The following is a 25708-nucleotide window of genomic DNA, read 5'->3' as shown; positions in this document are numbered from 1 at the left end:
CATGTCCGTACTCGCCATCGACGTCGGCACCACGATGATCAAGTCGGTCGTCTTCGACGACCAGGGCAAGGAACTCGCCGTCGCGCGGCTCGCCACCGAGGTGGACCGCCGCCACCCGGGCTGGGCCGAGCAGGACATGGACACGGTGTGGAACGCCGTCGTGTACACCGTCCGCAACGCCCTGTCCGACGTCACCGACCCCGTCTGGCTGGTGACGTTCACCGCGCAGGGCGACGGGGCCTGGCTCGTCGACGCCGCCGGGCGCCCCACCGGGCCCGCGATCCTGTGGTCCGACGGGCGCGCGGGGGACATCCTCACCCGCTGGGAGCGCGAGGGCGTCCTCGACGAGGCCTTCCGGCGCAACGGCTCCCTCACCTGCAGCGGCATGCCCAACGCGATCTTCAGCTGGCTCGGCGCCCACGATCCGCGGCGCCTGGCCCGCTCGGCCGCATCGCTGACCGCCGCGGGCTGGCTGTTCCTGCGCCTGACCGGCGTCACGGCCACCGACGAGTCCGACGCCTCCGCGCCCTTCCTCGACCACGCCACGGGCGACTACGACCCGGCGATCGTCGACCTGTTCGGCCTCGCCTCCTGCGCCCGCCTCCTCCCGAAGGTCCTCGGTGAGCAGGAGCGCATCAGCGAGATCACCTCCGAGGCGGCCGCCCAACTCGGCCTGCCCGCGGGGCTTCCCGTCGTCATGGCGCCGTACGACATCGCCTCCACGGCGCGCGGCGCGGGCGTCGTCAACCCCGGCCAGGCGTGCGGCATCCTCGGCACCACCCTGTGCACCGAGATCGTCCGCAAGGACGTCGACACCAGCGGCGAGCCGTCCGGCATCAACATCGCCTACCGCGGCCGCGAGCGGATCCTGCGCGCCTTCCCCACCCTGAACGGCGCCGAGGTCCTCACCTGGGCCGCGCGGACCCTCCACCTCGAAGGGCCGCCGGAGCTCGCCGAGTTGGCCTTCACGTCCGAACCGGGCGCCCGGGGTCTGATGTTCCTGCCCTACCTCTCGCCCGCCGGCGAGCGGGCGCCCTTCCTCGACCCGCGCGCCCGCGGCTCGTTCTGGGGGCTGTCCCTGGAGCACACCCGGGCCGACCTGGCCCGCGCCGTCTTCGACGGACTCTCCCTCGTCCTGCGCGACTCGCTCGCCGCCTCCCGCACCGCGGTCACGGAGCTGCGGCTGTGCGGCGGCGGCGCCAACAGCGCGGAGTGGTGCGCGCTCATCGCGGACGCGACCGGCGTCCCCACGGCCCGCTCCGGCGACACCGAACTCGGCGCCAAGGGGGCCTTCCTCACCGGCCTCGTGCTCAGCGGGGCCGAGTCCAGCATGCACAGTGCCGCCGCCAAGTACGTACGGATGCGCACCAGTTGGGAGCCCGACCCGGAGCGGTCCGCGTACTACGCGGGGCTGTACGAGTCGTTCCTGGGCTGGCGGGGCCTGGCGCGCGAGGCGGGTTGGAGCGCGGCCGCATCCGCCCCTTTCCCCGCCCCGGCCGGCGGTCCCGTCCCTGGGCCTCGTACGGCACACGAATCCCGGACGACGCATGAATCCCGTACTGCACCAGAATCCCGTACGGCTCACGAACAAGGAGCCCCCCGTGCCTGAGCGACCGCCCACGGACGACGCCGTCTGGCTCGGCCTCGACCTCGGCACCCAGAGCGCCCGCTGCGTCGCCGTCGACTCCACGGGGCAGGTGCTCGCCGCCGCGTCCCGGCCGCTCACCAGCCGCCGCGAGGGCAACCGTCACGAGCAGGACCCCGCGCAGTGGTGGGACGCGCTCGCCGGGGCCTGCCGCGAGGCGCTGTCCGGCATCGACACCGGCCGGATCCGCGGCCTCGCGATCGACGGCACCTCCGGCACGATCCTCCTCGCCGACGCGTCCGGCACACCGCTCACGCCGGGCCTGATGTACGACGACGGGCGCGCCGCCGAGCAGGCCGCGCGCGCCAACGAAGCGGGCGCCGACGTCTGGCGGGAGCTCGGCTACCGCACCATGCAGCCGTCCTGGGCGCTGCCCAAGCTGCTCTGGCTCCGGGAGCACGAATCCGCGGCGGCCGGCACGGCGGTCCGGCTGCTTCACCAGCCCGACCTGATCACCTGGCGGCTCGCCGGGCGCCAGGTGCCGAGCGACGCGAGCCACGCCCTGAAGAGCGGGTACCACCTCACCGAGGAGCGCTGGCCGTCGGAGGAGTTCGCCGAACTCGGCGTCCCCGAGAGCCTGTTGCCCGATGTCGTACGCCCCGGAACCGTCCTCGGCACGGTCTGCGCGGACGCCGCCGGGGCGACCGGCATCCCCGAAGGCACCGCGATCGTCGCGGGGATGACCGACGGCTGCGCCGCCCAGATCGGCGCGGGCGCCCTCACGCCCGGCGCCTGGAACTCGGTGCTCGGCACCACCCTCGTCTTCAAGGGCATGAGCCCGCACCTGGTGCGCGACCCGGGCGGCGTCGTCTACTGCCACCGCGGCCCCGGCGACAGCTGGCTGCCGGGCGGCGCCTCCGGCAGCGGAGCGGGCGTCGTCAGCCGCGAGTTCCCCGGGGCCGATCTCGACGAACTCACCGTCCTCGCGGCCGAGTCCGACTCCGACGCGGTGGCGTACCCGCTGGTGTCCACCGGCGGCGAACGCTTCCCCTTCCGCGCCCCGGACGCACGGCCCTTCGTCCTCGGCGAGCCCGCGGACGAAGCCGAACGCTTCCACGCGCACCTGCTCGGCGTCGCCTGTGTCGAGCGGCTCTGCTTCGACTACCTCGACCTGATCGGCGCGCCCGTCGACGGGCCGCTCACCCTCACCGGCGGCGGCGCCCGCAACCGCTACTGGAGCAGGCTCCGCGCCGACGTCCTCGGCCGTCCCGTGTGGATCCCCGAACAGGCCGAGGGCGCCGTCGGCATGGCGGTCCTCGCCGCCACCTCCGACGGGATCTGCGTCCAGGACGCCGCGGCCGCGATGGTCCGGGTCGGCGAGGAGATCCTCCCCGACCCGGCGCGCACGGCCCGCTGGACGCCCGTCTACCTCGCCTTTGTCGACGCGCTGGTCGAACGGGGCTGGCTGGACGGGGCCGTGGCCGCGCACGCGAGGCGGCGTGCCGGTGGCGCTCCCGGCACTCATCACCACGAAAGGGCAGGCCAGTGACCGACTTCATCCTCGTACGCCATGGGGAGACCGTCTGGCACGACGGCAACCGGTACGCGGGGCGCACCGACGTGGACCTCACCTCCCGCGGCCTGCTGCAGGCCGCCGCGCTCGGCGCCTGGGCCGCGGGGGAGCGGATCGACGCCGTGGTCAGCTCCCCGCTGACCCGCGCGCGCCTCACCGCGCAGCCCGCGGCGGAGGCGCTCGGTCTGGTGCCGCGCGTCGAACCCCGGCTTCTGGAGGTCGACTTCGGCCGAGGCGAGGGGCTGACAAGGGACGAGATGCGCGAACGCTTTCCCGAGGAGCTCGCCGCGTTCCTGCGCGACCCGGTCGCCCACCATCTGCCGGGCGGCGAGGACCCGCGGGCCGCGGCCGAGCGGGCGAGCGCGGCCCTCGCCGACCTCGCCGAGGCCTTCCCCGACGGGCGCGTCCTCGTGGTCGCCCACTCCACCCTCGTACGGCTGCTGCTGTGCCGCGAGTTGGGCATTCCGCTCGCCGACTACCGGCGGGTCTTCCCCGCGCTCCACAACGGCGCCCTCACCGAACTGCGGCTGCGCGAGGGCCGGATGTCGCTGTTGCGCCTGAACGCTCCCGCGGCGGCCGCACCCGTCCCCGCCGTCTGATCCGACCCACAAAAGGAAGAACCCCCATGAGCACCACAGTCCTCGCCGCAGGCGACCACTTCGTCCTCCCGCGCCTGCTCACCGAAGAGGTCCGCGCGGCCACCGCGGACGCCGTCGAGGTGCGCGAGCTCACCCTGCCCTGGCCGCACACCCCCTTCGGGCCCGTCGCCGAGGTCATCGAGGCCTCGGGGACCGAGGACGAGCTCATCGAGGCCCTCCAGGGCGTCGAGGTCTGCGTCACGCAGATGGCGCCCCTCACCGAGCGGATTCTCGCCAACTGCCCCGACCTGAAGCTGATGTGCGTCAGCCGGGGCGGCCCCGTCAACGCCAACCTGGCGGCGGCCACGCGGCACGGCGTCGCCGTCTGCTACGCCCCCGGGCGCAACGCCGTCGCCACCGCCGAGCACACCCTCACGCTGCTCCTCGCCGCGGCGCGCGGCGTCGGCGACACGCACACCGACCTGCGCGCGGGCGTGTGGCGGGGCGACTACTACGACTACGACAACTGCGGCATCGAGATCGAGGGCGCCACCGTCGGCCTCATCGGCTACGGCGCGATCGGCAGCCGTGTCGCGAAGGTCCTGCTGGCCATGGGCGCGCACGTCCTGGTCCACGACCCGTACGTGAAGCCGGAGTCGCTCGCGGGCACCGCCGAGCAGGTCTCCCTCGACGAACTGCTCACCCGCTCCCGCATCGTCTCCCTGCACGCACGCGTGACGGACGAGACCAAGGGCATGATCGGCGCCGCTCAGCTCGCACGGATGCCCCGCGGCTCGGTCCTCGTCAACTGCGCCCGCGGCGCCCTCCTGGACTACGAGGCGGTCTGCGACGCCCTGGACGCGGGCCAACTCTCCGGCGCCGCCTTCGACGTCTACCCCCAGGAGCCCGTCCCCACCGCCTCCCGCCTCCTGCGCACCCCAGGCATCGTCATGACCCCCCACATCGCGGGCGCCAGCCAGGAGGTGGCCCACAAGGCGTCCCGAATCGTCGCAGCCGAGGTCGCCCGCTACCTGCGGGGCGAGCCGCTGGCGCACTGCGCCAATCCGGAGGTGTTCGCGGGACGGGAGTGAGGGCGAGCCGTCCGACGAGCCGTCCACGCACCGCCGCAACCGCCCTTATCGGTCGGAGTCACCGCAGTCGGCAGCCCCCGCTGGCTGCATGTCGAAATGGTGTACGATTTCCGCCGTCTCGATCCGGGGGACACTGCGGCCCTTCCTGTCCGGTGACTCCCTGGTACCGCATCCCACTGCACGCTCCCGTACAGGGGCCGAGTGACGGAGGGCCCATGCCCAGCACCGCGTACATCTACGTCCCTCTGCCCTCCCGGGGAAACCTCAAGATCGGTCTCGACCGGGGCCTCTGGGGCTGGCGCGAAAGTGCCCTCAGTCGAGGCGAAGCGCGTCAGCACGTCGAGTCCCTGAAGAAGGGGGACCTCGTCGTCCTCGCCCACAAGGGCCCCAACCCCCGTGTGGCGCCCGGCGGATGGGCCGACGTCGGCCTGGGGCGGGTCATCGTCTGCCAAGTGACCCGCCCGTACTTCACCGCCGCTGATCCGGTCTGGCCCGACGGGGATTTCCCCGAACGAATAGGCATGGACTTCATCACCGAGGCGAGCGATGTCCCCGGCCCGTCACTGGGCGCCGACGCCATGGAGGCCCTCCGCCTCTCCGCGAACAAGCAGGGCGCGCCCGTTCTGCACCCCGGTACCACCGCGGTCGCCCGGCTCGCCGAGGCGCTGCCGCCCGTCGACCGGCCTGCCGGTGACGCCGTCGTCGACCACGATGGGGAGGACAGCGTGGTCGCCCAGGTCCTCGTCCGCCGGGAGCAGGCCAAGATCCGCAAGAAGCTCTTCGGGAACGCGACACAGGACACCTGCGCCCTCTGCGGGCGTCTCCTACCCCTCCGCTTCCTGCGTGCGGCCCACATCAAGCGCCGCTCCGAGGCCACGCGTGAAGAACGCCGCCAGATGGCCAACATCATGCCCGCCTGCGTCCTCGGCTGCGACGAGCTCTTCGAGCACGGGCACATTCACGTCACCGCCGAGGGCACCGTCGCCGTCAGCTCCAAGCCCGACGCGACCCCTCACCTGGCCGAGGCGGCCGACACCCTCGCAGGGAAAGCCGTCGCCGACTGGGGCGACCACCGTGCACCGTTCTACGCCTGGCACCGCGAGAACGTCGCTGGCTGAGGCCGAGGCGCGCGAGGCGGCGTGAACGCCGGGCGTCGATGGTGCCAACTCCCGGGTGAGGTGGGTTTCCTGGCGGGGGTGGGGTCGCATACTCACTGAGGTTCCGTCCGTCGTCGTACTCGGTCCTGTGGCCGAACTCGTCCTCCGGGAGGCAGACATGGTCCTCACCACCCGTCGCAGAGCCCTCACCACCCTCGGTGCCGCACTCGCCGGCAGTGTCGCGATGCCCGCGTACGCGCATGCGAGCGGGCGCGGGCACCACCCCAAGCCCTTGATCCGCGCCCACGCCCACAACGACTACGAACACCGCCGGCCCCTCCTCGACGCGCTCGACCATCGGTTCGGCAGCGTCGAGGCCGACATCTTCCTCGTCGACGGGCAGCTCCTGGTCGCCCATGATCCGGTGGACCTCGACCCCCGCCGTACCCTCGAGTCCCTTTATCTGGAGCCGTTGGCCGCGCGGATACGCGCCAACCACGGCTCCGTGTACCGGGGTTACCACCGCACCCCCTTCCAGCTGCTCATCGACATCAAGACCGAGGGCGCTTCGACGTACGCCGAACTCCATCGCCATCTGCGGCCCTACCGGCACCTGTTCACGTCCTACGCATACGGAAAGGTGCGCCGCGGCGCGGTGACCGCCGTCGTCTCCGGTGACCGCGCGGCGCGTGCCCCGATGGAGGCGCAGCGGGTGCGGCACGCCTTCTACGACGGGCGTCTCGCCGACCTCGGCACCGCGGCGCCCGCCTCGCTCATCCCGCTGATCAGCGACAACTGGTCCCTCAACTTCAGCTGGCAGGGCACGGGTCCGATCCCGGCGGCCGAGCGCGAGAAGCTGCGCGGGATCGTCTCCAGGGCTCACGCGCGCGGGCAGCGGGTGCGCTTCTGGGCGACGCCCGATCTGCCGGGGCCGCAGCGTGACGCGGTCTGGGGCGAGCTCCTCGCCGCCGGTGTCGACCACCTCAACACCGACGACCTCGCCGGACTCGAGGCCTTCCTCGACGCGCACGGCGGCTGACCCCGTCCCGTGCCCTCCGCTGCGCCGCACCGACGGCCGGGAGTCGCGGTGTCGCGTGGCGGAGGAGATCCGGTCGTGATCGTTCTTTGCGTCCTCATGAACAACCGGGCGGCTTCATGAACAACTGACGCTGTTTCATGGACTCTTGAAGAGGGCGGCCCTAGCTTCGGCGCATGTCCAGCAGACTGCGCCGCCTCACCTGCGCCACCGCCGTGGCCCTGACGGTGTCCCTCGCGGGCCCCGCGTACGCCGACGACATCCCCAAGGCCCCCGGCCACCGGCTCGTCGACAGTTACCAGGGCGCGCCCGCCGACGCCCGCCCGCTGCCCGGCACCCCGCCGCCCCAGCACCCCTTCCTCGCCGCCAACGGCCGCAGCGGCATGCACGCCGACGCCGCGGGCAGCGGCACGTACCCCTGGAGCGGGCCGCTCGGGAGGAAGCCCGCGGTCGACAGCGAGAAGATGGCGGCGCTCGGCGGCGAGTGCGCGACCGTCACCTTCGACCGCGACGGACGCATCGTCACCGTGTGCGGAACCTTCACGGGCTTCCTGGTCAAGCTGCTCGACCCGAAGAGCCTCGACACGCTCGCCGAGTACAAGTTGCCGCAGCGGCCCTCGACCGTCGAGGCCATCACACGGCTCGACTTCTCCAAGATCTTCAAGGACACGTCGGGCGGCGCTTATTCCTACCTCGACGATCAGGACCGGCTGGTGCTCGCGGACTCCCGGCAGCACATCGTCCGGCTCGCCCACGAGCGGACCGCGGAGGGAAGTTGGCGCTTCGTCGTCGACAAGGAGTGGGATCTGACCGCGCACGTCCCGCACGACTGCGTCAGCTGGACCAACCTCCATCCGAGCGGCGAGTGCGACCCGGTCACGTCCGTGATGCCCGACTGGGACGGGCGCGTCTGGTGGGTGACACGGCAGGGCCGCATCGGCACCGTCGACCCGGAGTCCGGTGACATCCGCTCCATCCGGTTGAAGGGCGAGGAGATCCAGAATTCCTTCTCCGTCGCCGAGGACGGCGTCTCGATCGTCTCCGACCACGCGCTGTACAGCTTCCGCGCCGCCGCCGACGGCACCCCGAAGGCCGTCTGGCGCCAGACCTACGACCGCGGCACCGGACCAAGCCCGGCTCGGTGAACCAGGGTTCGGGCACCACGCCCGACCTCTTCGGCGAGCGCGACGCCTACGTGGCGATCACCGACAACGCCGACGACCGCATGAACGTCCTCGTCTACCGGCGCGGCGCCGACGTGCCGGACGACGAGCGCCTCGTGTGCAAGGTCCCCGTCTTCGGCTCCGGCGCGTCCACCACCGACAACTCCCTGATCACCTGGGGCGACAGCATCGTCGTCGAGAACAACTACGGCTACGAGAACATCACGTCGCTCACCTTCGGCCGCAGCGTCGTCGGCGGCGTCAGCAGGATCGACGTACGCGAGGACGGCAGCGGCTGCGACACGGTGTGGGAGAGCGACGAACGCGCCCCCTCCACCGTGCCCAAACTCTCCACCGCGAACGGCCTGTTGTACTTCTACACGAAGGAGCCCAACCGCCTCGGCATCGACGCCTGGTACCTCACCGCGGTCGACTTCCGTACCGGCGACACCAAGTGGAAGCGGCTCGCCGGTACGGGCATCGCGTACGACAACAACTGGGCGCCCGTGACGCTCGGCCCCGACGGGACGGCCTATGTCGGCGTCTTCAACGGGCTCGTGGCGGTGCGCGACACGGAGTGAGGGATCAGGGCCAGGAGAACACGCCGATGCCGTTCGGTACCGGGCGCTCCGCCCCGCCACTGGGGTTGTTGCGCACGGTCACGGCATCGGCGCCCGGCGCCCGCGCCACCAGCGTGGCCGTGGCGGAGACCAGGGTCGAGGAGCCGCCGCCGTCCAGGCTGAAGCCGTCACGGGCCCCCAGCCCCCGCAGCGTCTCGGCGACTTCGGCGATCGTCAGGCCCGTGCGGAACTCCGGGGAGCCGTCGAGCGAGAGCAGCAGCAGACGGCGGCCGTCGTCGGATATCCCGGCCGCCGTCCGCACCGCCGCGACGGTGGGGTCGAGGCCGGGCAGCGGCACGCCGCCCCGCAGCACGGGGTAGCCGCCGAGCGCGAAGCGGAACGGGATGCGTGAATCGGCCGCCACCAGACGGTGCCTGACCTGCACCCGGTCGCCCGACGACAGCTTCCGCAGCTCCTGCGCGCCCGCCTCACGCCCGACCAGGACCGTGGTGCCGCGGGCTATCGGACCGGCGCCGGGCGTGTCGGCCGTGGCCACGACGCGCCCGTGGCGGACCGTCACCTCGGCGGTGTCCGTGCTGCACGGCGCGCCCCGGTTGGTGTCGGTGCCGCAGGTCGCGCGCACCCGCGAGACGGAACCCCAGTCGTCGGTGAACGCGCCGACGGAACCCACCGGCAGCGCGTACTGGTTGAGACCGCCCAGCGGAAGCCGGGAGTCCGGGGTGCGTATCCGCCCGTCCAGGGCGATGTCGTCCAGGCGCGCCCTGCGGTCGTAGCCGACGCCGAGCACCGCCTGTGTGGTCACGCCCGGCGGCATCGCGGGCCCGAAGCGCTGACCGTCGGGAACGGCGGCCTTGAGCGCGTGGCCGCTCGCTATCGCCGGGCCGACGGCCGCGCCGGTCGCTGCGACGCCGGGATGCTGGGTCTCGGTGATGTTGAAGAAGTCGCCGTTGATCCCGCCGACGGCACCGACCCCGTCCGCCAGCGCGGAGACGGGGGCGCGCGCCGCGACCTTGCCGGGATACAGCAGGTCCACACTGGTGCGCGGATCACGCAGGTCCACGTCGAGGACGTGGGCGCGGGCCGTGCCGCGCGAGGCGGGTATGTCGAAGTAGCGGTACTCCACGCCGGGCGCGATCTCGGTGACCGCCGACCGCTCGGCGTCCCCGACAGCGCCGCTGGCCGGCACCGCTCCCACAAGAGCGGCACCGGCCAGCGTGCCGAGCGCGGTGACGAGCGTGCAGGCCGCTCTGAACCGTCCACCGCGTTGCTTGTGCCGTGTCACAGATCCCCCCTGGGGTCGGCTTGGCCACCCAACTGTCCCAGTGGCCAAGGGAGTTCACCAGGGGCTGGTGGCTATGTCCCGACCACCCGGGAACGGATGAGGAAACGTACGCCTTCGGGTGCCTCCAGCGAGAAGCCGCTGCCCCGCCCCGGCACGACGTCCACGATCAGCCGGGTGTGGCTCCACACCTCGTACTGGCTCCTCGACATCCAGAACGCGACGGGCTCCGCCACCCCCTCGACCGTCAGCGACGCGAGGCGCACGTCGGAGTCGCCGGTGCGGAACTCGCCGTCCGGATAGCACATGGGCGCGCTGCCGTCGCAGCAGCCGCCGGACTGGTGGAACATGAGCGGCCCGTGCGCCTCGCGAAGCCGCCGTACGAGCTCGGCGGCGGCGGGCGTCAGCTCCACGCGCGCGGTGTCGTCGTTCGTCTCAGGGCGGTCCATGCGCCGACTCTTGCGCCCGGCACGTTGCAACAGGGTTGCGAGACGGCGGCAGGGCCGCGCGTGGACCAATCGTGGGATTGTCGGGTCGTGTCGCCGGGTGCCGGAGTGCCCAGGGGCGAAGCTGGGGCGATGCGCTGGCTCATCACGTCGATCGCCGTCCTGTCCCTGACCGTTCCGTCGTCGCAGGCGACGGCGGCCCCCGGACCGGCCGGAACCGCCGAACCACCGTGCAGGGCGGGTACCGCCCCCTACCAACGCGAGCTGGAGCGCGAGCTGCGCCTCCCGGTCGACGGGCGGCAGTCCGCCGCCGACTGCGTCGCGATCCGGCGGCTGCAGCAGCGGCTCCGCATCCGCCCCGCCGACGGCAGGGCGACCCTGCGCACCTACCGACTCGTCGTCGCGGACCACGTCCGGCGTGATCCCGGTGCCCGGCGCGGCTGCCCGGCGAAGTCCCACCGGGTCACGTGCGTGGACCTGACCCGGCAGATCCTGTGGGTGCAGCAGGGGCGCAGGCTGGTCTTCGACCCCGTGCCGATCCGCACGGGCCGGGACGGTCTGGAGACCCGGCGCGGCTGGCAGCGGATCTACTGGAAGAACCGCGACCACTTCTCCACGATCTACCGCGTCCCCATGCCGTACGCGCAGTTCTTCAACGGGGGCCAGGCCCTGCACGGCACGCGCCACGACCTGTTCTCCTCGGGCTCGGGAGGGTGCGTCAATCTCGCCGTGGGGGACGCCAAGCGGCTCTACGCCCTGCTGAAGAAGGGCGACCGCCTCTACATCTGGGGAACGAAGCCGGGCACGGGCGGCTGACGCCGACCCGTGCCCGGAGGAGTGGGGGAGGTGGTTACTTGCCCTTCTTGCCTCCGCCGCGCTGGTTGGTCAGCTTCACCGTGACGCCCTTGCCGGCGTTGCCCGCGGTGACCTTGTGCGGGCCGCTCACGGTGTTCTTCGGCAGGACGTATCCGTCGGGAACGGCCGTCTCCTTGAGGTAGTACGAGCCGAGCTCCAGCTTGCGGAACTCGCACCGGCCCCGGCTGTCCGTGGCGCAGCCCGGGTCGACGAGGGCGTCGCGACGGGCACCGGACGTCTGCAGGCCCGGTGTTCCGTTGTTGTCCCACCACAGCTGGAAGACGGCCCCGGCCAGCGGCTTGCCCGTCTTCTTGTCCCTCTTGTCGACCGTGAGCTCACCCGTGACGCCCGGGTTGCGGTGGATCGTGTTGCGCGCCTCGACGGAGACGCCCTTCGAGGCGTTCGCCGCGGTCAGTTCGAGGGGCCCGAAGACGGGCTGCAGGGGAAGGTCGTAGCCGTTCGGGGCCTTGGTCTCGACCCAGTAGTACGTGCCGGTCTCGACGTTCCTGCGGCAGGTGCCGGTGGCGGTTGTGGTGCAGGGCTGTCCTGCGGCCGTGTCGGGGTCGGGTCCGTCCTGTTGGAGTCCGTCGACGCCGTTGGTCTCGCGCCAGAGTTGGAAGACGGCGCCGGGCAGGGGGGCTCCGGTGTCCTTGTCCTTCTTGACGACGGTGACGTCGCCCTTGATGACGACGGGCTTCTTCTTGTTGGTGGCGGTCACCGAGACGCCCTTGTCGGCGTCGGCCTCGGTCAGTTCGAGGGGGCCGAAGACCGCCGGGTCGGGCAGGTCGTAGCCGTCGGGGGCCTTGGTCTCGCGCCAGTAGTACGTGCCGAGCGGCACGGTCTGCACGCACTCGCCGGGCCGGTCGGTCGTGCAGGGGCTGCCGGTCTTCGTGTCCGGGTCCGCGCCGTCGGTCTGCAGGCCGTCGACGCCGTTGGTCTCGTGCCACAGTTCGAACTCGGCGCCCGCCAGCGGCTTGCCGCCGTCCGCGTCGGTCTTGACGACCTTGACCTCGCCCTCGGTGGGCGCGATGGCGCAGTCGGGCAGGTCCCCCTCGAAGGGGTAGTTGTGGAACTCCTGGCCGCCGCCGCCCGACGCCGAGCTGGTGTGGGTGAGCGAACCGGTCGTGAAGAAGCGGCCGTTCATGCCGGGCACGCTGACCGTGGCCATCGAGCCCTGGTTGCCGATCAGGACGCTGCCCTGGAACTGGCCCGTGCCCTTGATCTCGACGGACGTGGCGTCGGGGAAGTTCCACAGCAGGCGGCTGCGCATCTTGTTGAGCTGGCTGCTGTCGTCGATGGTGCCGCTGTAGGTGTTGATGGTGCGGTTGGTGCCGAGGATGTTGACCAGGACCGTGGCGTCGTCGGGGATGTTCTCGAAGCGGATGCCCTCCTGGCCGCCGGAGCCGCCCATCAGGTCGAAGTCCACGTTGAAGACCTGGATCTTGGACGTGCCGTCACCGGTGAACAGGGTCTCGCCGCCCGCGTGGACGGCGGTGCCGGTCGACGGGCGCGTGCTGGAGCCGCCCGTCGGGTGGGCGTAGCACTGGCTGGCCTCGGTCAGCTGGTCGCGCAGGGGGACGTAGGGGGTTGCGGCGTTGTCGTCCTGGGTGACGGTACCGACGATCGTGCCGGACGTGGTACCGGCGTGGCGGACCACGCCCTTCTCGGCGAGCAGCCGCTCGCCGGTGCCGATCGTGACGTTGCCGCCGGTGGTGAGCCAGTCCGTGCCCTCGTCGGGGGTGACCCGCGAGCCCACACCGGCCTCGCCCACGTTGTAGATGCCGCTGACGCCGTCGACCTTGTCCTGGTCGAAGTCGCCGAGGACGACGACGCGGCCCTCGGTCTCCGCGGCCTTCTCGCGGACGAGGAAGTCCTGGCCCACGTAGACGTTGATGGCGTTGTCGCGGTACTGGATCGAACCGTTGTTGATGGGTGGGTAGCCACCGCTCGGGCAGTTGCCGGGCACACACGGGCCGAGCCCGCCGGGCAGCGGCTTCGCGGCGGCAGCGGCGGCGGGCTTGCCCGGGGCCGGGCCCGGCCCCGGGGAGGTGTGCGCGAGGGCGGGGGCGGCGGACAGCCCTGTGCCGGCCACCATCCCGAGGAGACAGAGGTACCTCATCCCGGAATGGACGAGGGAGGGGAAGGTCACGTGCACATCAGCTCCTCACATGGTCAAAGAGACGTGGAGGAGGCTCGCACGAATGGCGCCCGGATCCTTTCAACCGATCCGAGCTTCATAGGAAGAGCACTGCAAAGGATGAGTTCCGGGGCATGGGGGACACGCCCGGGACAGGTGCGGGTGCCTTGGGGCTTGAGAGGGCGATGTCCGCTCATGATCTTCGAATCATTGGCGCCACCTGAATAACATCTGTCATGTGAAGGAGTGTGGGCGAGTTCACAAGGTAACGAAAGGATTCCAGGTGGCGGAGTGTATGTCCCGCTTCGTCCGCAACAATTCCCGCCGTTGTTGCCGCTTCATGAACAATTCCCGCCCCCGCGAAAGGCTCCTGAAACGTACCGAACACGTTCGCCGTGAACGCCGTCAGCGCCTGTGGCAGGGCGGCTTTCGGCGGTGTTGTAATTCTCCGCAACCCGGCGCGGACCACCCTTTCCGCGACGCCGGAACGCATTCCAAGGCCCGCATCCGTGACCCGGAGCGGGCACGAGCACCAGGAGCACGGCAGCCCATGGCCGACCTACAGACGCAGGAACCGCGTGGCCGGACGCAGGCCTCGCGTGGCCCGTTCGCCGTGGCCTTCGAGGCGTTCCGCAGGGACCGGCTCGGCCTCGCCTCCCTCGGCGTCGTCCTCCTCTTCGCCGTGCTCGCGCTCGCCGCGCCGCTGGTCGCCGCCCTCTACGGCAAGAACCCCACCGAGCACTACGGCCAGAACGAGCCGGGGCTGCTCAGCGAGGAGGGCCTTCCTGTGCTGCCCAACGGCGGGATCTCCGGAGACTTCTGGTTCGGCATCGAGCCCGGGCTCGGCCGCGACGTGCTGACCCAACTGCTGTACGGGATACGCACCTCGCTGCTCGTCGCGCTCGCGTCGATCGTGCTCATCGCCGTCGTCGGCGTCGTCCTCGGGGTGACCGTCGGCTATCTGAGCGGGCTCGCCGACCGGGCCTTCACCTTCGTCTGCAACGTCCTGCTCGCCTTTCCCGCGCTCCTGCTGTTCCTCGCGCTGAGCCCGATCATCCAGACCCGTTTCGTCTCCCCCGGCGAGAACGAACCCGCGTGGATGCAGTTCACCGTGCTCGTCCTGGTCTTCGCCGCCTTCGGCTGGGTGCCGCTCGCGATGATGCTGCGCACGACCGTACGGTCCCTGCGGGAGCGGGAGTTCGTCGACGCCGCGCGGGCCGTGGGCGCGAGCCGCAGGCACATCGTCTTCCGTGAACTGCTGCCCAACGTCTGGGCGCCCGTCCTGGTGCACATCACCATCGCCCTGCCGGGCATCGTCACCGCCGAGGCCGCGCTCTCCTTCCTCGGCGTGGGCATCAGCGAGCCCATCCCCGACTGGGGGCGCATGATCGCCCGCGGGGCCGAGGTCTTCTACGACGACCCGACGTACATGTTCTTCCCAGGCGTCACCATCCTCGTCTTCGTCGTCGCCTTCAATCTGCTCGGCGACTCGGTGCGGGACGCGCTCGACCCTCGTACGCGCCGCTGAGTCACGCCCCACGCCTTCTCCTCTCTCATCAACTCACCACCCTCCCAAGGGAGTTCGCCATGCCCAGAATCAGCCCGCGCAGCACAGCCCTGCCGGCCGTCGCCGCCGTCTCCGCCATGCTCGTGCTCTGCTCGTGCTCGTCGGGCGCCGGGGCGAAGGGCGACGACGCCCCGTCGGTGAGCGAGGAGGCGAACCTCACCGCGGGCATCGGCACCGCGCAGGACAGCGCGGGCCCCGCGCCCGCCGTGAAGGACGCGAAGCGCGGCGGCACCCTCCACGTGGCGAACCTCAGGGACTACTCGCACCTGGACCCGCAGAAGATCTACGCGGGCGAGGCGTACAACACCTCGCTCCTGTGGGGCCGCCAGCTGACCCAGTACCAAGTCGTGGACGGCAAGCCCAAGCTGGTCGGCGACCTCGCCACCGACACCGGAAAGTCCTCGAACGGCAGCCGCACCTGGACGTACGAGCTGAAGGACGGCATCGCCTGGGAGGACGGCAGGCCGATCACCTCGAAGCACGTCAAGTACGGCATCGAGCGCACCTTCGCGCCCGGCTTCGAGCTCGGCCCGCCCTACTGGCCGCAGTGGCTCACCGGCAAGCAGGACCTCGCCCAGGCCCGCAAGGTCTACGGCGGCCCCGAGAAGGACGGCGACTTCAAGGGCATCGAGACGCCGGACGACAAGACCATCGTCTTCCACTTCAAGAAGCCCCAGTCCGACGTGCCGTTCATGGCCGCGCAGTCGTCCTCCTCGCCCGTGCGCCCGGACAAGGACACCGGCGCGAAGTACGACCTCAAGCCCTTCGCGACCGGCCCGTACCGCATCGTCGAGCACAGGCAGAACCAGAGCATGACCCTGGAGCGGAACCCGCACTGGAAGGCGGAGACCGACCCGATCCGCCACCAGTACGCCGAAAGGTTCGAGTTCACCTTCGAGAAGAAGGAGCTCAACACCGCCCAGGAGATCCTCAACGGGCGCGGCGACGGCGCGAACACCGTCACCACCAAGAACGAACTGCCGCCCGAGCTGTACGGCGAGGCCACCCGCGACCCGAAGAAGAAGGACCTCGTCGTCGACGGGCGGCGCGGCGCCTTCACGTACCACCTGGTGGCCAGGAACGACCGGGTCTCCGACCCCGAGGTCCGCAAGGCGATCCACTACCTCTTCCCGCGGCAGCAGGCCCGGCAGGCGCTCGGCGGCCCGCGCATGGGCGACATCGCCACCACGTACTCCTCGCCCGCGATCGTCGGCTACGAGAAGTACGACAACTACCCCGTCGCCCCGACCGGCGACATCAAGAAGGCCAAGGAGCACCTCGCCAGGGCCAAGAAGCCGGTCAAGAGCCTGAGTTACGCCTACGAGGCGACCGCCGCCAACGACCGCATGGCGCAGGTCCTCGTCGAGGCCTTCGGCAAGGCGGGCATCACCCTGGTCACCAAGCCGATGCCGCTGCCCGCGTTCACCAACGAGGTCGCGCGCAACGCCGACCCGAAGTACGACCTGTGGATGTCCGGCAGCTCGGTCGACTGGCCGACCCCGGCCACCGGCGTGCCCTACCGCTTCGACAGCCGCCGCGACAGCCTCGACAACGACCCGCGCTACAAGAACCCGGCCGTCGACAAGGAACTCGACCGCATCGCCAAGATCGGCGACGCGACACAGAAGGCCGAGGCCCTCGTCGCGCTGGAGAAGAACGTCATCATGAAGGACGTGCCGCTCGTGCCGTTCCTGCACCAGCGCGTCCAGCAGGCCCGCGGCGAGAACGTCGGCGGCGCCTTCATCCACCCCATCTACGGCACCATCAGCCCCGCCTGGCTGTACCTGAAGAAGTCCTGACCCATGCTCATCTACCTGACGAGGCGCGGCCTTCAGGCGGTGGTGGTGCTGTTCGCCATCTCCGCCACCGCCTTCGCCCTCTTCTACGCGGCACCGTCCGACCCGGCGACGATCGCCTGCGGGCCCAAGTGCGACGCCACGCAGATCGCCGCGGTGCGCCACAGCATGGGCCTGGACCAGCCGATCCTCACCCAGTACGCCGACTATCTGCGCGGCCTCGTCGTGGGCCGCACCATCAGCGACGTCGACGGCAGCGCCATCGCCTGCGGCGCGCCCTGCCTCGGCTACTCGTACACCCTGCACGAGCCGGTGCTCTCCGCGATCACCAGCCGCTTCCCGGTCACGCTGTCGCTGGCCGGCGGCGCGCTCGTCGTGATCCTCGTGGCGGGCATCGGGGCGGGCTTCGTCTCCGCGCTGCGCCGCGGCAGCCTCGGCGACCGGTTCCTGTCCGGCTTCACCCTGATCGGCGCCAGCGTGCAGATCTATTTCCTCGGCTACGCCCTGCAGTACCTCCTCGTGTACTCCACGGGCTGGCTGCCGCTGCCCGGCTACACCCCGCCGGGCGAGGACCCCGCGGCCTGGCTCTCCGGACTGCTGCTGCCCTGCCTGGTGCTCGGCTTCGTCAACGCGGCCGTGTTCGCCCGTCTCTCCCGCGCCCAGCTCCTGGAAGTGATGCACGAGGGGTACGTGCGCACGGCCCGCGGCAAGGGGCTCGGTGTCCTGCGCACCCATCTGAAGTACACGGCGCGCGGGGCCGCCGCGCCGATCGTGCAGCTCCTCGGCCTGGAGGTCGGGGCGCTGCTGGGCGGCGCGTTCATCACCGAGACGGTCTTCGGGCTCAGCGGGGTCGGCAAGCTCGCCGTCGACGCGGTCACCCAGAACGACCTGCCGACCGTCGTCGGCACCGTACTGATCGCCGCGTTCTTCGTGGTGGTGTTCGTGGCCGTCGCCGACCTGGTCGTGGCCTGGCTCGATCCGAGGGTGAGGCTGGCATGACGCGGCGAGAAGACGTGCTGGACGCGACACGGCGGGAGGGTCCGCTCGGCGCGACGCGGCGGGAAGTCGTCCTGGACGTACGCGATCTGACCGTGTCCTTCACCGGACCGCGCGGCACCGTCACCGCCGCCGAGGGCGTCTCCTTCGACCTGGCGCGGGGCGAAGTCCTCGGCCTGGTGGGGGAGTCGGGGTCGGGGAAGTCCACCGTGGGGCTCGCCGCGATGGGGCTGCACGATCCCGCGCGTACGACGGTCGGGGGCGCCGTCGAGGTCGGCGGCACCGATGTCGTCGGCGCGGGCGAGGCCGAGCTGAAGGCGCTGCGCGGCGGGCGCATCGCGATGGTGTTCCAGGACGCCCTCGCCTCGCTCTCGCCCTTCCACACCGTGGGCGACCAGCTCGCCGAGGCGTACCGGCTGCACCACGGGGAGGCGGGCCGGGGGCAGGCGCGGGCCAGGGCCGTGGAGATGCTGGAGCGGGTCGGCATCGCGGCCGCCCGCACCCGTGACTACCCGCACCAGTTCTCCGGCGGGATGCGCCAGCGCGTGATGATCGCCATGTCGTTGATCAACCACCCCGACGTGCTGATCGCCGACGAGCCGACCACCGCGCTCGATGCCCGTGTGCAGCGCCAAGTCCTCGACCTGCTCGCGGAGTTGCAGCGCGAGTTCGGTACCGCCGTGGTGCTGGTGACGCACGACGTCGACATGGTCGCCGCCGCCACCGACCGCATGCTGGTCATGCGCCACGGCCGCGTGGTGGAGAGCGGCCCCACCGGCCGCCTGCTCACCGCGGCCGAGCATCCGTACACGCGCGCCCTGATCGGCGCGGCCCCGTCCCTGGACACGGTGCCCGGCACACGGCTCCCGACGGTGGACGCCCCGGAGCCGGAGGCTCGTGGCAACGCGCGGGTGTGGGGGCGCTCGGGCACAACCGGTGGGGGCGCGGGCGGAAGCGGTGGGGTGGCGGGCGGAAGCGGTGGGGTGGCGGGCGGAACCGGTGGGGCCCCTGCCGTGTCCGATGCGGCTCCCGGCGTGCGTGGCGCGTCGGGCCGCGGGGCGCTCGCCGAAATCAGCGGGCTGCACGTCGAGTTCGGGTCCGGGCGCAGCCTGCTCGGGCGGCGGCGCCCCGGCACCCACGCCGTGCGGGGGGTGAGTCTGAGCGTCGCGGAGGGGGAGACGCTCGGGCTCGTCGGGGAGTCGGGGTCCGGGAAGTCCACCACCGCCCGCGTCCTCGCCGGACTGCAGAGGCCGACCGGCGGCACCGTCCGCTTCGACGGGCGGGACATCTCGCGTGCCGCCGAGGACACCGCCCTGCGCCGCACGCTCAGCCGCGAGGTCCAACTGGTCTTCCAGGACCCGTACGCCTCGCTCAACCCGCGCCGCACCGTGGAGGAGATCGTCACCACGCCCCTGCGCGTACACACCGACATGAGTCGCGCCGAGCGCCGCGAGCGGGCCGCCGAGCTCCTTGAACAGGTCGGCCTGGCAACCGCCCATCTGCCGTGCTACCCGCACGAGTTCTCCGGCGGCCAGCGCCAGCGCATCGGCATCGCACGGGCCCTCGCGCCCCGCCCGCGCCTGATCATCGCCGACGAACCGGTCTCCGCCCTCGACGTCTCGGTGCAGGCACAGGTCCTCAACCTCCTGATGGAGCTGAGGGGCGAGCTCGGGCTCTCGCTCCTGTTCGTCTCGCACGACCTCGCCGTCGTACGCCATCTGTGCGACCGCGTCGCGGTGATGCGCCACGGCGAGATCGTCGAGACCGGCACCCGGGACGAGGTCTTCGACAACCCCCAAGAGCCGTACACCAAGGAGCTGTTGGCCGCGAGGCTGTAGCGGACGCACCGGGCGGCGGACTGCCCCGGGGCCTGGCGGGGCGCCGCGCGCTCCACGAGGATGACCCCTTCCTGCGGGGCGTCCTCGTGGAGCGGAGGCAGCGCGATGGGATCACACGCGGCTACGGGGCGGCGGCGCGGACGCCCGGTCGTGTTCGGGGCACTCGGGGCGACGCTGTTCGCCGCCCTGCTGTGCATCCCGAGCGCGGGAGGAGCGCCGGTCTCGGCGGATGCCTGCCGGGACGCGGGCGCCGACCTGCCGCGGGGTGACTGCGGGCCGTTCTGGCAGGTCCTCGCCGAGGACTTCAACGGCGACCGGGTGCCGCTGGGCGCGTTCAGCGACTGCGACCACCACGCCGACACCTCCGCCGCGTACTGCGCGGGCCTCGACGGTGCCTACCGCGACAACTGGTGGGCGTACCCCACGGGTTGGCGTGACACGGCCAACGACCGCGACCGCGACGTGGTCGGCGTCTACCACCCCGAGGACACCGTGAGCGTCGGCCCTGCGGCCAACGGCGACGGCCGCATGCGCATCCGCATGTGGCGGCCCGACGACGGAGGACCCGTCCACGCCGCGGCGGTCGTACCACGTGCCGTCATGCAGATGAAGTACGGCAAGTACAGCGCCCGTATCAAGGTGACCAAGCAGGCGCCGGGCTACAAGTCGGCCTGGCTGCACTACGGCGGCGGCTGCGAGATGGACCACCCCGAAGGCGAGTGGACGGGCCCGCTCAGCGCCTTCCACCACCCCTGCGGCGGCGGCGAACAGGGCTCGTTCCGTGGCGCCGACGACTGGACGGAATGGCACACCGTGTCCACCGAGTGGACCCCGGGCCACGTGCGCTTCTTCGTCGACGGACGTGAGACGGGACACGACACGCGGGGTGTGCCGGACCAGCCGCTGTCCTGGGTCCTGCAGAACGAGAGCGCCCTGGAGGGACCGGGCGCGGAGCCCGGCAGCAGCGCACAGCTGGAGGTCACCTGGGTCGCGGCGTACGCGTACGGCTGGAAGTGACGCTCGGCGCCCGCGAGTTCGCGCCCCCGCACCTGTCGGTGAACCCCGTACCCGCCGATTGGTGAACCCCGTACAACCCTCGCGCCTCATCCTGTGTCGAACAGGGCGCCGGACAAGGAACGGGCCCTTTCCGGACACCCCCCGCGCTGCCCGGCCACCTTTCCTTCACAGGAGCCGCTCGTGCGCAAGAACCGTTCGGCCGCCCTCGCCGCGGCATCGTTCCTCCTGCTGACCGGGGCCGGTATCGCCGCCGCCCCCTCCGCCTACGCCGGCACCCCTGGGGGGACCCATGCCGACGACCGCAACAGCGACTTCAACGGCGACGGATACGAAGACGTCCTGGTCGGCGCCCCCGGCGCGACGGTCAGCGGCAAGAAGGGCGCGGGACTCGTCACGGTCCAGTACGGGTCCACCAGAGGCATCGGCACCAGCAACGTCGCCAGATTCAGCCAGTCGACGGCGGGTGTCGCGGGCGCCGCCGAGGCGGGCGACGGCTTCGGCAAGGCCGTCGCCACCGGCGACCTCGACGGCGACGGCTACGACGACGCGATCGTCGGCATTCCCGGCGAGGACCTCGACGCCGGGGCGGACGCCGGTGGCGTCGCCGTTCTCTGGGGCTCGAAGACGGGACTCACCGGAGCCGCCAGCAGCTGGCTGCAGAGCGAACAGGCCGCCGCGGGCCAGCGGTTCGGCCTCAGCCTCGCCGCGGCGCACTTCACCGCGGACACGCCAGGCGACCTCCTCGCCGTGCTCGACCGGGACAACGTCGAGCTCTTCGTGTACGACCCCGCGCCGCAGGCCCGCGGCGAGGCGCCGCTGCGCCGGCAGGCCACCGAGCGGCTCGGCAGGTCGGCCGACGCCAGCCAGATCGTGTCCAAGTCGCTGACCACCGGCGACTACGACGACAACGGCTACGCGGACCTCGTCGCCTCCGGTGTGACGGAGGGGGACGAGCCGGGTCACGGCTGGTCCGTGCAGTTCGCGGGCGGTGCCGACGGCCTCACGTACAAGAACGACCTGCGCGGCGGCCCCGCGGCGGCCTCCGGGGACATCAACAACGACGGCTACGACGACCTGGTGACCGGCGAGCCCGCCTCCCCGGACGACGGCGGCGAGACGATGACCGGCGGTCTGGTCGGTGTGCGCTACGGCACCGCGGACGGCCTCGTCGACGAGGCCAAGTGGTGGACGCAGGACTCCGCGGGCGTGCCCGGCACCGCCGAGCGCGGCGACGGATGGGGCGCCGACCTGTCCGTCGCGGACACCGACGGCGACGGCTACGCGGACGTCGCGATCGGCGCGCCGGGCGAGGACATCGGCACGGTCGTCGACGCGGGCGCCGTCTGGGTGCTGCGCGGCGGGGAGTACGGCGTGACGGCGTCCGGCGCGAAATCCTTCGACCAGGACTCCACGGGCATCCCCGGCGTGGCCGAGAAGGGCGACAAGTGGGGCGCGCAGGTGCGGCTCTCGGACCCGAACCGCGACGGCCGCTTCGGCCTCCTCGCCGCCGCGCCCGGCGAGAACGCCGGGGACGGCGTGGTGTGGGTCCTCTCCGCGGGATCGGGCGGTGTGACGGGGTCGGGCGCCTGGACCTACGGCGCCGCGTCGCTCGGGGCACCGGGCACGGGAGCGGCGTTCGGCGAGGCGATCGACGAGTAGCCGCACTCGGGTGAGGCGAGGGTGGGCGCCCTCGTGTGTAGCGAGGCGCCGCCCTCGTGTGGGGCGAGTGGCCGCACCCTTGTCCGGTGCGGTGTTGCCTTCGCGTGAGATGTGGTGCCGCCCTTGCGTGGGACGCGGTGCCGCCCTCGTGGGAGGCGCGTGGTCGTGCTCGCTCGGCACGTGGTGCCGCACCCGCCCGGCAGGGCTCCGAACGCGGTCGTGAGCAGGCCGCTCCGTATGATCGCGGCATGTGCTCACGACCGCGTTCGGAGGCTGATCAGACATGACAGAGAGCCGAGTCGTCATCGTCACGGGCGGCGGAACCGGCATCGGTGCCGCGACCGCGCGGCAGTTGCGCGCGGCGGGTCACCACGTGGTGATCTCCGGCCGCCGCCCCGAGCCACTGCGTGAACTCGCCGAGGAGACAGGGGCGTTGGCCCACCCCGCGGACGCGGGCGACCCCGAGGCGGTCGCCGGTCTCGTCGCCGCGGCCGTCGAGGCGTACGGCCGCGTCGACGGCCTGGTGCTCAACGCCGGGGTCGGGCGCAGCGGCGCCGTGGGCGACCTCTCCGACGAGGACTGGGACACGGTCCTGCGCACCAACCTCACCGGGCCCTTCCTGCTGCTGCGCGCCGCGCTCCCGCACCTGTTGAGGACCCGCGGCTCGATCGTCGCGGTCGCCTCGGTCGCCGCGCTGCGCAACGGCGTCGCCAACGCCGCGTACGCGACGTCCAAGGCGGCGCTCCTCCAACTGTGCCGCTCCGTCGCCGTGGACTACGGCAAGGACGGGCTGCGCGCCAACACCGTCTGCCCGAGCTGGGTGCGCACGGAGATGGCCGACCGCAGGATGACCCGCTTCGCCGAGGAGGCCGGACTCGGCGACGGCGACGGCGGCGCCGACGCGGCGTACGACGAGGCGACGCGGCTGATCCCGACGGGCCGCCCGGGGCAGCCGGAGGAGGTCGCCGAGGCGATCACCTGGCTGCTCTCGCCCGCCGCGTCGTTCGTCAACGGCGCGGCGCTGACCGTCGACGGCGGTGTCACGGCGGTCGACCCGGGAACGGTCGCGTTCGACTTCGACATCGCGCCGCGCGGCGGGACCGAGCGCTAGCCGAACCGCTCCACGCGGAGGTGGGCCGGTGGGTACGGCGAGAAGGAGGTCGTGCCCACCGACCAGCAGCCGCCGGTCCCCGGAATCCGGGTGATGGCCTCCGGCATGTAGGCGTCCGGGGTCTCGGGGCCCCGCTCGCCGACCCAGGCGGTGCCGTTCCAGCGCAGGTAGTGGGCGCGCTTCTGGTCCCAGAAGTCCCAGCCGGAGATCACGTCGGGCCGCCCCTGGTCGTCGCCCACGATGCCGCTCAACAGGCCGACGCCGAACGGCGCTCCGGGGCTGGTCCACCGAGTGCCGTCCCAGTGTTCGAGCCTGATGCCCGGCGGCTTGCCGGGCGGGCCTCCCACGCCGTAGGCGAAGCCGGTCAGCCAGATGTCGTCGTGCGCGACCGGCAGCAGTCCCGTCACCGAGGCGCGGATGCCGACGGCACGCGGCACCACCGTCCAGGCCCCGTCCCAGCGGGCGATGACGTCGCCGAACACCCACACTTCGCCGCCGGGCGTCACCGTGACACCGGACGGCGTCGGCGCGGTGGTGTCCGGCAGCGGCCTGCACCAGCGCCAGGCGGAGCCGCCGCCGCGCAGCAGCCCGGCACGGTCGCCGTGCCGCCCCGACACCCAGAACGCGCCGTCGGGCCCCGCCGCGACGTCCGTGAGCCGCGTCCCCGGCTCGCCGCGCCCGGGGAAGGCGGCCTCGCGCCAGGTCGCGCCGTCCCACGCGAGGAGCTGGTCGTGCCCGGCGGTGTCGGTGCCGAGAGCCCAGGCCGCGGAGCCCGCGGGGGCGACGGCGACCGCGCGTAAGGCGCCCTTGTAGGCGAGGTGGGACAGGTCGTCCCGGGTCCAGACGGTGCCGTTCCAGCTCAGGGAGATGGGGGTGCCGTCGGTGCCGCCGTAGCGGTTGTGCTCGCCCACGGCCCAGGCGAGGTCGGGGCCCGCGGCGGCCACGGAGACCAGATGGGAGGCAGGCTGCCCGACGGGCGCGGGAACCTCCTGCCAGGACCCGGCGGTGGACGACGGCCGCGCGGCGGCGGTGCCGGCGAGCGGGAGGGGCAGGGCCAACCCGGCGCCTGCGGCGGCCAGTCCACGGACGAAGGCGCGTCTTCGCAGGGGAGACGCCGTGGGCGAAGTCATGGGAGATGCCATGGAGGGGCCTTTCCTCAGGAGGGTCGGTTCAGGGTGCGCAACACCCTGAACCGAGCCCCGTGAGGCGTCAATGCACGCGGGTGCTAGTTCTGCCCGAGCGTCCTGAGGACCGTCGCCGCCTGGTGATCGGCGCCGAGTTCGTTCGGGTGCAGGGGGACCGCGAGGCCGGGCGGGTTGGTGGTCAGCGGGACGAAGCCCTCCACCCACTTGGTGCCGGGCAGTTGGCACACGTCGTGCCCCACGCTGCCGCTGTAGGTGTCCACCAGGCGTACGTCGAAGTCCTTGATGTCGGCCTTGGCGCGCCGCACGGCCTCGGCCAGCGCTCCGTTGATCTCCTTGAGCTTCTCGCCGAGCCACATCAGGTCGCCGTCGTTGACCTGGACGTAGGGGTAGCAGCCGCGGTCGAGGGGCACCCCGGCGAGATAGTCGACGACGAGGACGGTGGCGTCGGGGGAGAGCGCGTGGGTGCGCCTCAGGGCCTCGTGGACCTTGTCGTCGACGGTGGAGATCCGCTGTGACATCCGGTCGACGCCGCGGTCGACCCAGCCCTTCTTGCACTGGCCGCCGAAGGGAGCGGGCAGGGCGAGGCCGGGCACCAGCTCCAGGGACGGCAGCAGGTTGAAGCAGGAGGCGGCGGCGCTCGCGAGGCCCGCGTCGTTGCCGCCGATGCCGATCGTGACCAGGTCCGTGGTGGGGGAGAGGCGGTCGAACTGGCGGGGGTTGGTGCCCCGGATCACCCCCAGGTGGTTGATGTCCTGGGCCTTGTCGAAGTCCTCGGTCGTCGCGCTGCCGCACGTGGCGTCGCGGAGCGTCTTCACGCCGAGCGCCCCGGCGACCTTCTTCGGGTAGTTCCACGTGGACTGGAAGCAGGCGTACGGGGTGTGCTCGGTGGAGACGTTGGTCAGGAGGGCGACGTCCGCGGACCAGGAGTCGCCGAGCGCCACGTACTCCTCGTACGCCTTCTCGGGCTTTGCGGGCTTCGCGGGGGCGGGGAGCGGTGCGGCAGCGGCGGGCAGGGCGGTGGCGAGCGCGGCGCCCGCGGCGACGGCGACGGTGGCGGCGCGCAGGCGGCGTCCGGTGGGGGAGGGCAGGCGGCGTCCGGTGGGGGAGGGCATGACAGCCATCCAGCCACCGACGCGGCTCCGTGTTCGGGATTCGCGG

19 protein-coding genes and 1 pseudogene are annotated in these 25708 nt (G+C 72.1%); 15 read left to right on the top strand and 5 right to left on the bottom strand.

Features of this window, described 5'->3' with window-relative positions; translation table 11 throughout:
- The first annotated feature begins 1 nt into the window (after position 1).
- The 7 genes and pseudogenes from ACZ4D5_RS15255 (at position 2) to ACZ4D5_RS15225 (ending at position 8704) form a co-directional block, all read left to right on the top strand.
- Positions 2 to 1609 (top strand): FGGY family carbohydrate kinase, encoded by a 1608-nt coding sequence (locus ACZ4D5_RS15255; RefSeq protein ID WP_467772825.1) that lies wholly within the window; start codon positions 2 to 4, stop codon positions 1607 to 1609.
- Positions 1602 to 3134, top strand: a complete 1533-nt coding sequence (locus tag ACZ4D5_RS15250) for an FGGY-family carbohydrate kinase (RefSeq protein ID WP_467772824.1) — start codon at positions 1602 to 1604, stop codon at positions 3132 to 3134. The genes ACZ4D5_RS15255 and ACZ4D5_RS15250 overlap by 8 nt, the downstream gene beginning before the upstream one ends.
- On the top strand, positions 3131 to 3757 hold the full coding sequence (locus tag ACZ4D5_RS15245; RefSeq protein ID WP_467772823.1) for a histidine phosphatase family protein: 627 nt from the start codon (positions 3131 to 3133) through the stop codon (positions 3755 to 3757). The genes ACZ4D5_RS15250 and ACZ4D5_RS15245 overlap by 4 nt, the downstream gene beginning before the upstream one ends.
- 26 nt (positions 3758 to 3783) lie before the next feature.
- Positions 3784 to 4827, top strand: a complete 1044-nt coding sequence (locus tag ACZ4D5_RS15240) for a 2-hydroxyacid dehydrogenase (RefSeq protein ID WP_467772822.1) — start codon at positions 3784 to 3786, stop codon at positions 4825 to 4827.
- Positions 4828 to 5042: 215 nt separating this feature from the next.
- Positions 5043 to 5945, top strand: coding sequence for a hypothetical protein (locus ACZ4D5_RS15235; protein ID WP_467772821.1), 903 nt, complete (start codon positions 5043 to 5045; stop codon positions 5943 to 5945).
- A 157-nt stretch (positions 5946 to 6102) separates the two neighbouring features.
- Entirely contained in the window at positions 6103 to 6963 is an 861-nt protein-coding gene (locus tag ACZ4D5_RS15230; protein ID WP_467772820.1) for a phosphatidylinositol-specific phospholipase C/glycerophosphodiester phosphodiesterase family protein, read from the top strand.
- Between the two features lie 173 nt (positions 6964 to 7136).
- A pseudogene (locus ACZ4D5_RS15225) lies at positions 7137 to 8704 on the top strand (hypothetical protein).
- Between the two features lie 4 nt (positions 8705 to 8708).
- Here ACZ4D5_RS15225 and ACZ4D5_RS15220 read toward each other — a convergent pair.
- Positions 8709 to 9986 carry a phosphodiester glycosidase family protein gene (locus ACZ4D5_RS15220; protein ID WP_467772819.1) on the bottom strand — a complete coding sequence of 426 codons (1278 nt, stop codon included), beginning with the start codon at positions 9984 to 9986 and terminating at the stop codon, positions 8709 to 8711.
- A gap of 71 nt (positions 9987 to 10057) precedes the next feature.
- A complete protein-coding gene (locus ACZ4D5_RS15215; RefSeq protein WP_467772818.1) occupies positions 10058 to 10432 on the bottom strand; it encodes a DUF779 domain-containing protein in 375 nt (124 codons plus the stop codon).
- Between the two features lie 129 nt (positions 10433 to 10561).
- On the opposite strand from ACZ4D5_RS15215, the gene ACZ4D5_RS15210 reads away from it, so the two are divergent.
- Positions 10562 to 11245, top strand: a complete 684-nt coding sequence (locus ACZ4D5_RS15210; RefSeq protein ID WP_467772817.1) for a L,D-transpeptidase — start codon at positions 10562 to 10564, stop codon at positions 11243 to 11245.
- A gap of 34 nt (positions 11246 to 11279) precedes the next feature.
- Here ACZ4D5_RS15210 and ACZ4D5_RS15205 read toward each other — a convergent pair whose 3' ends face one another.
- A complete protein-coding gene (locus ACZ4D5_RS15205; protein WP_467772816.1) occupies positions 11280 to 13433 on the bottom strand; it encodes a choice-of-anchor A family protein in 2154 nt (717 codons plus the stop codon).
- Between the two features lie 538 nt (positions 13434 to 13971).
- On the opposite strand from ACZ4D5_RS15205, the gene ACZ4D5_RS15200 reads away from it, so the two are divergent.
- The 7 genes from ACZ4D5_RS15200 (at position 13972) to ACZ4D5_RS15170 (ending at position 23405) form a co-directional block, all read left to right on the top strand.
- A complete protein-coding gene (locus tag ACZ4D5_RS15200) occupies positions 13972 to 14949 on the top strand; it encodes an ABC transporter permease (RefSeq protein ID WP_467772815.1) in 978 nt (325 codons plus the stop codon).
- A gap of 59 nt (positions 14950 to 15008) precedes the next feature.
- The gene (locus ACZ4D5_RS15195) at positions 15009 to 16787 is read left to right on the top strand and encodes an ABC transporter substrate-binding protein (protein WP_467772814.1); all 1779 of its coding nucleotides are present in this window, start codon (positions 15009 to 15011) and stop codon (positions 16785 to 16787) included.
- Between the two features lie 3 nt (positions 16788 to 16790).
- Complete coding sequence (locus ACZ4D5_RS15190; RefSeq protein WP_467772813.1) at positions 16791 to 17783, top strand: ABC transporter permease; 993 nt, start codon at positions 16791 to 16793, stop codon at positions 17781 to 17783.
- Complete coding sequence (locus ACZ4D5_RS15185; RefSeq protein ID WP_467772812.1) at positions 17780 to 19618, top strand: dipeptide ABC transporter ATP-binding protein; 1839 nt, start codon at positions 17780 to 17782, stop codon at positions 19616 to 19618. The genes ACZ4D5_RS15190 and ACZ4D5_RS15185 overlap by 4 nt, the downstream gene beginning before the upstream one ends.
- A 105-nt stretch (positions 19619 to 19723) precedes the next feature.
- Entirely contained in the window at positions 19724 to 20635 is a 912-nt protein-coding gene (locus tag ACZ4D5_RS15180) for a glycoside hydrolase family 16 protein (RefSeq protein ID WP_467772811.1), read from the top strand.
- Positions 20636 to 20815: 180 nt separating this feature from the next.
- On the top strand, positions 20816 to 22294 hold the full coding sequence (locus ACZ4D5_RS15175; RefSeq protein WP_467772810.1) for an esterase: 1479 nt from the start codon (positions 20816 to 20818) through the stop codon (positions 22292 to 22294).
- 283 nt (positions 22295 to 22577) lie between these two features.
- Positions 22578 to 23405: an SDR family NAD(P)-dependent oxidoreductase gene (locus ACZ4D5_RS15170; protein WP_467772809.1), complete on the top strand. Its 828-nt coding sequence runs from the start codon at positions 22578 to 22580 to the stop codon at positions 23403 to 23405.
- Here the strand turns inward: ACZ4D5_RS15170 and ACZ4D5_RS15165 are convergent.
- Both ACZ4D5_RS15165 and ACZ4D5_RS15160 read right to left on the bottom strand, forming a co-directional pair.
- Positions 23402 to 24535, bottom strand: coding sequence for an NHL repeat-containing protein (locus tag ACZ4D5_RS15165; protein ID WP_467772808.1), 1134 nt, complete (start codon positions 24533 to 24535; stop codon positions 23402 to 23404). The two genes, ACZ4D5_RS15170 and ACZ4D5_RS15165, sit on opposite strands and share 4 nt — an antisense overlap.
- Positions 24536 to 24630: 95 nt before the next feature.
- The gene (locus tag ACZ4D5_RS15160) at positions 24631 to 25662 is read right to left on the bottom strand and encodes an SGNH/GDSL hydrolase family protein (protein ID WP_467772807.1); all 1032 of its coding nucleotides are present in this window, start codon (positions 25660 to 25662) and stop codon (positions 24631 to 24633) included.
- Positions 25663 to 25708: the final 46 nt, after the last annotated feature.

The sequence above is a fragment of the Streptomyces sp. NPDC025651 genome (assembly GCF_055558735.1).
Note: the sequence above shows the minus strand (reverse complement) of the source record. Positions and strands in the feature narration are given on the sequence as shown.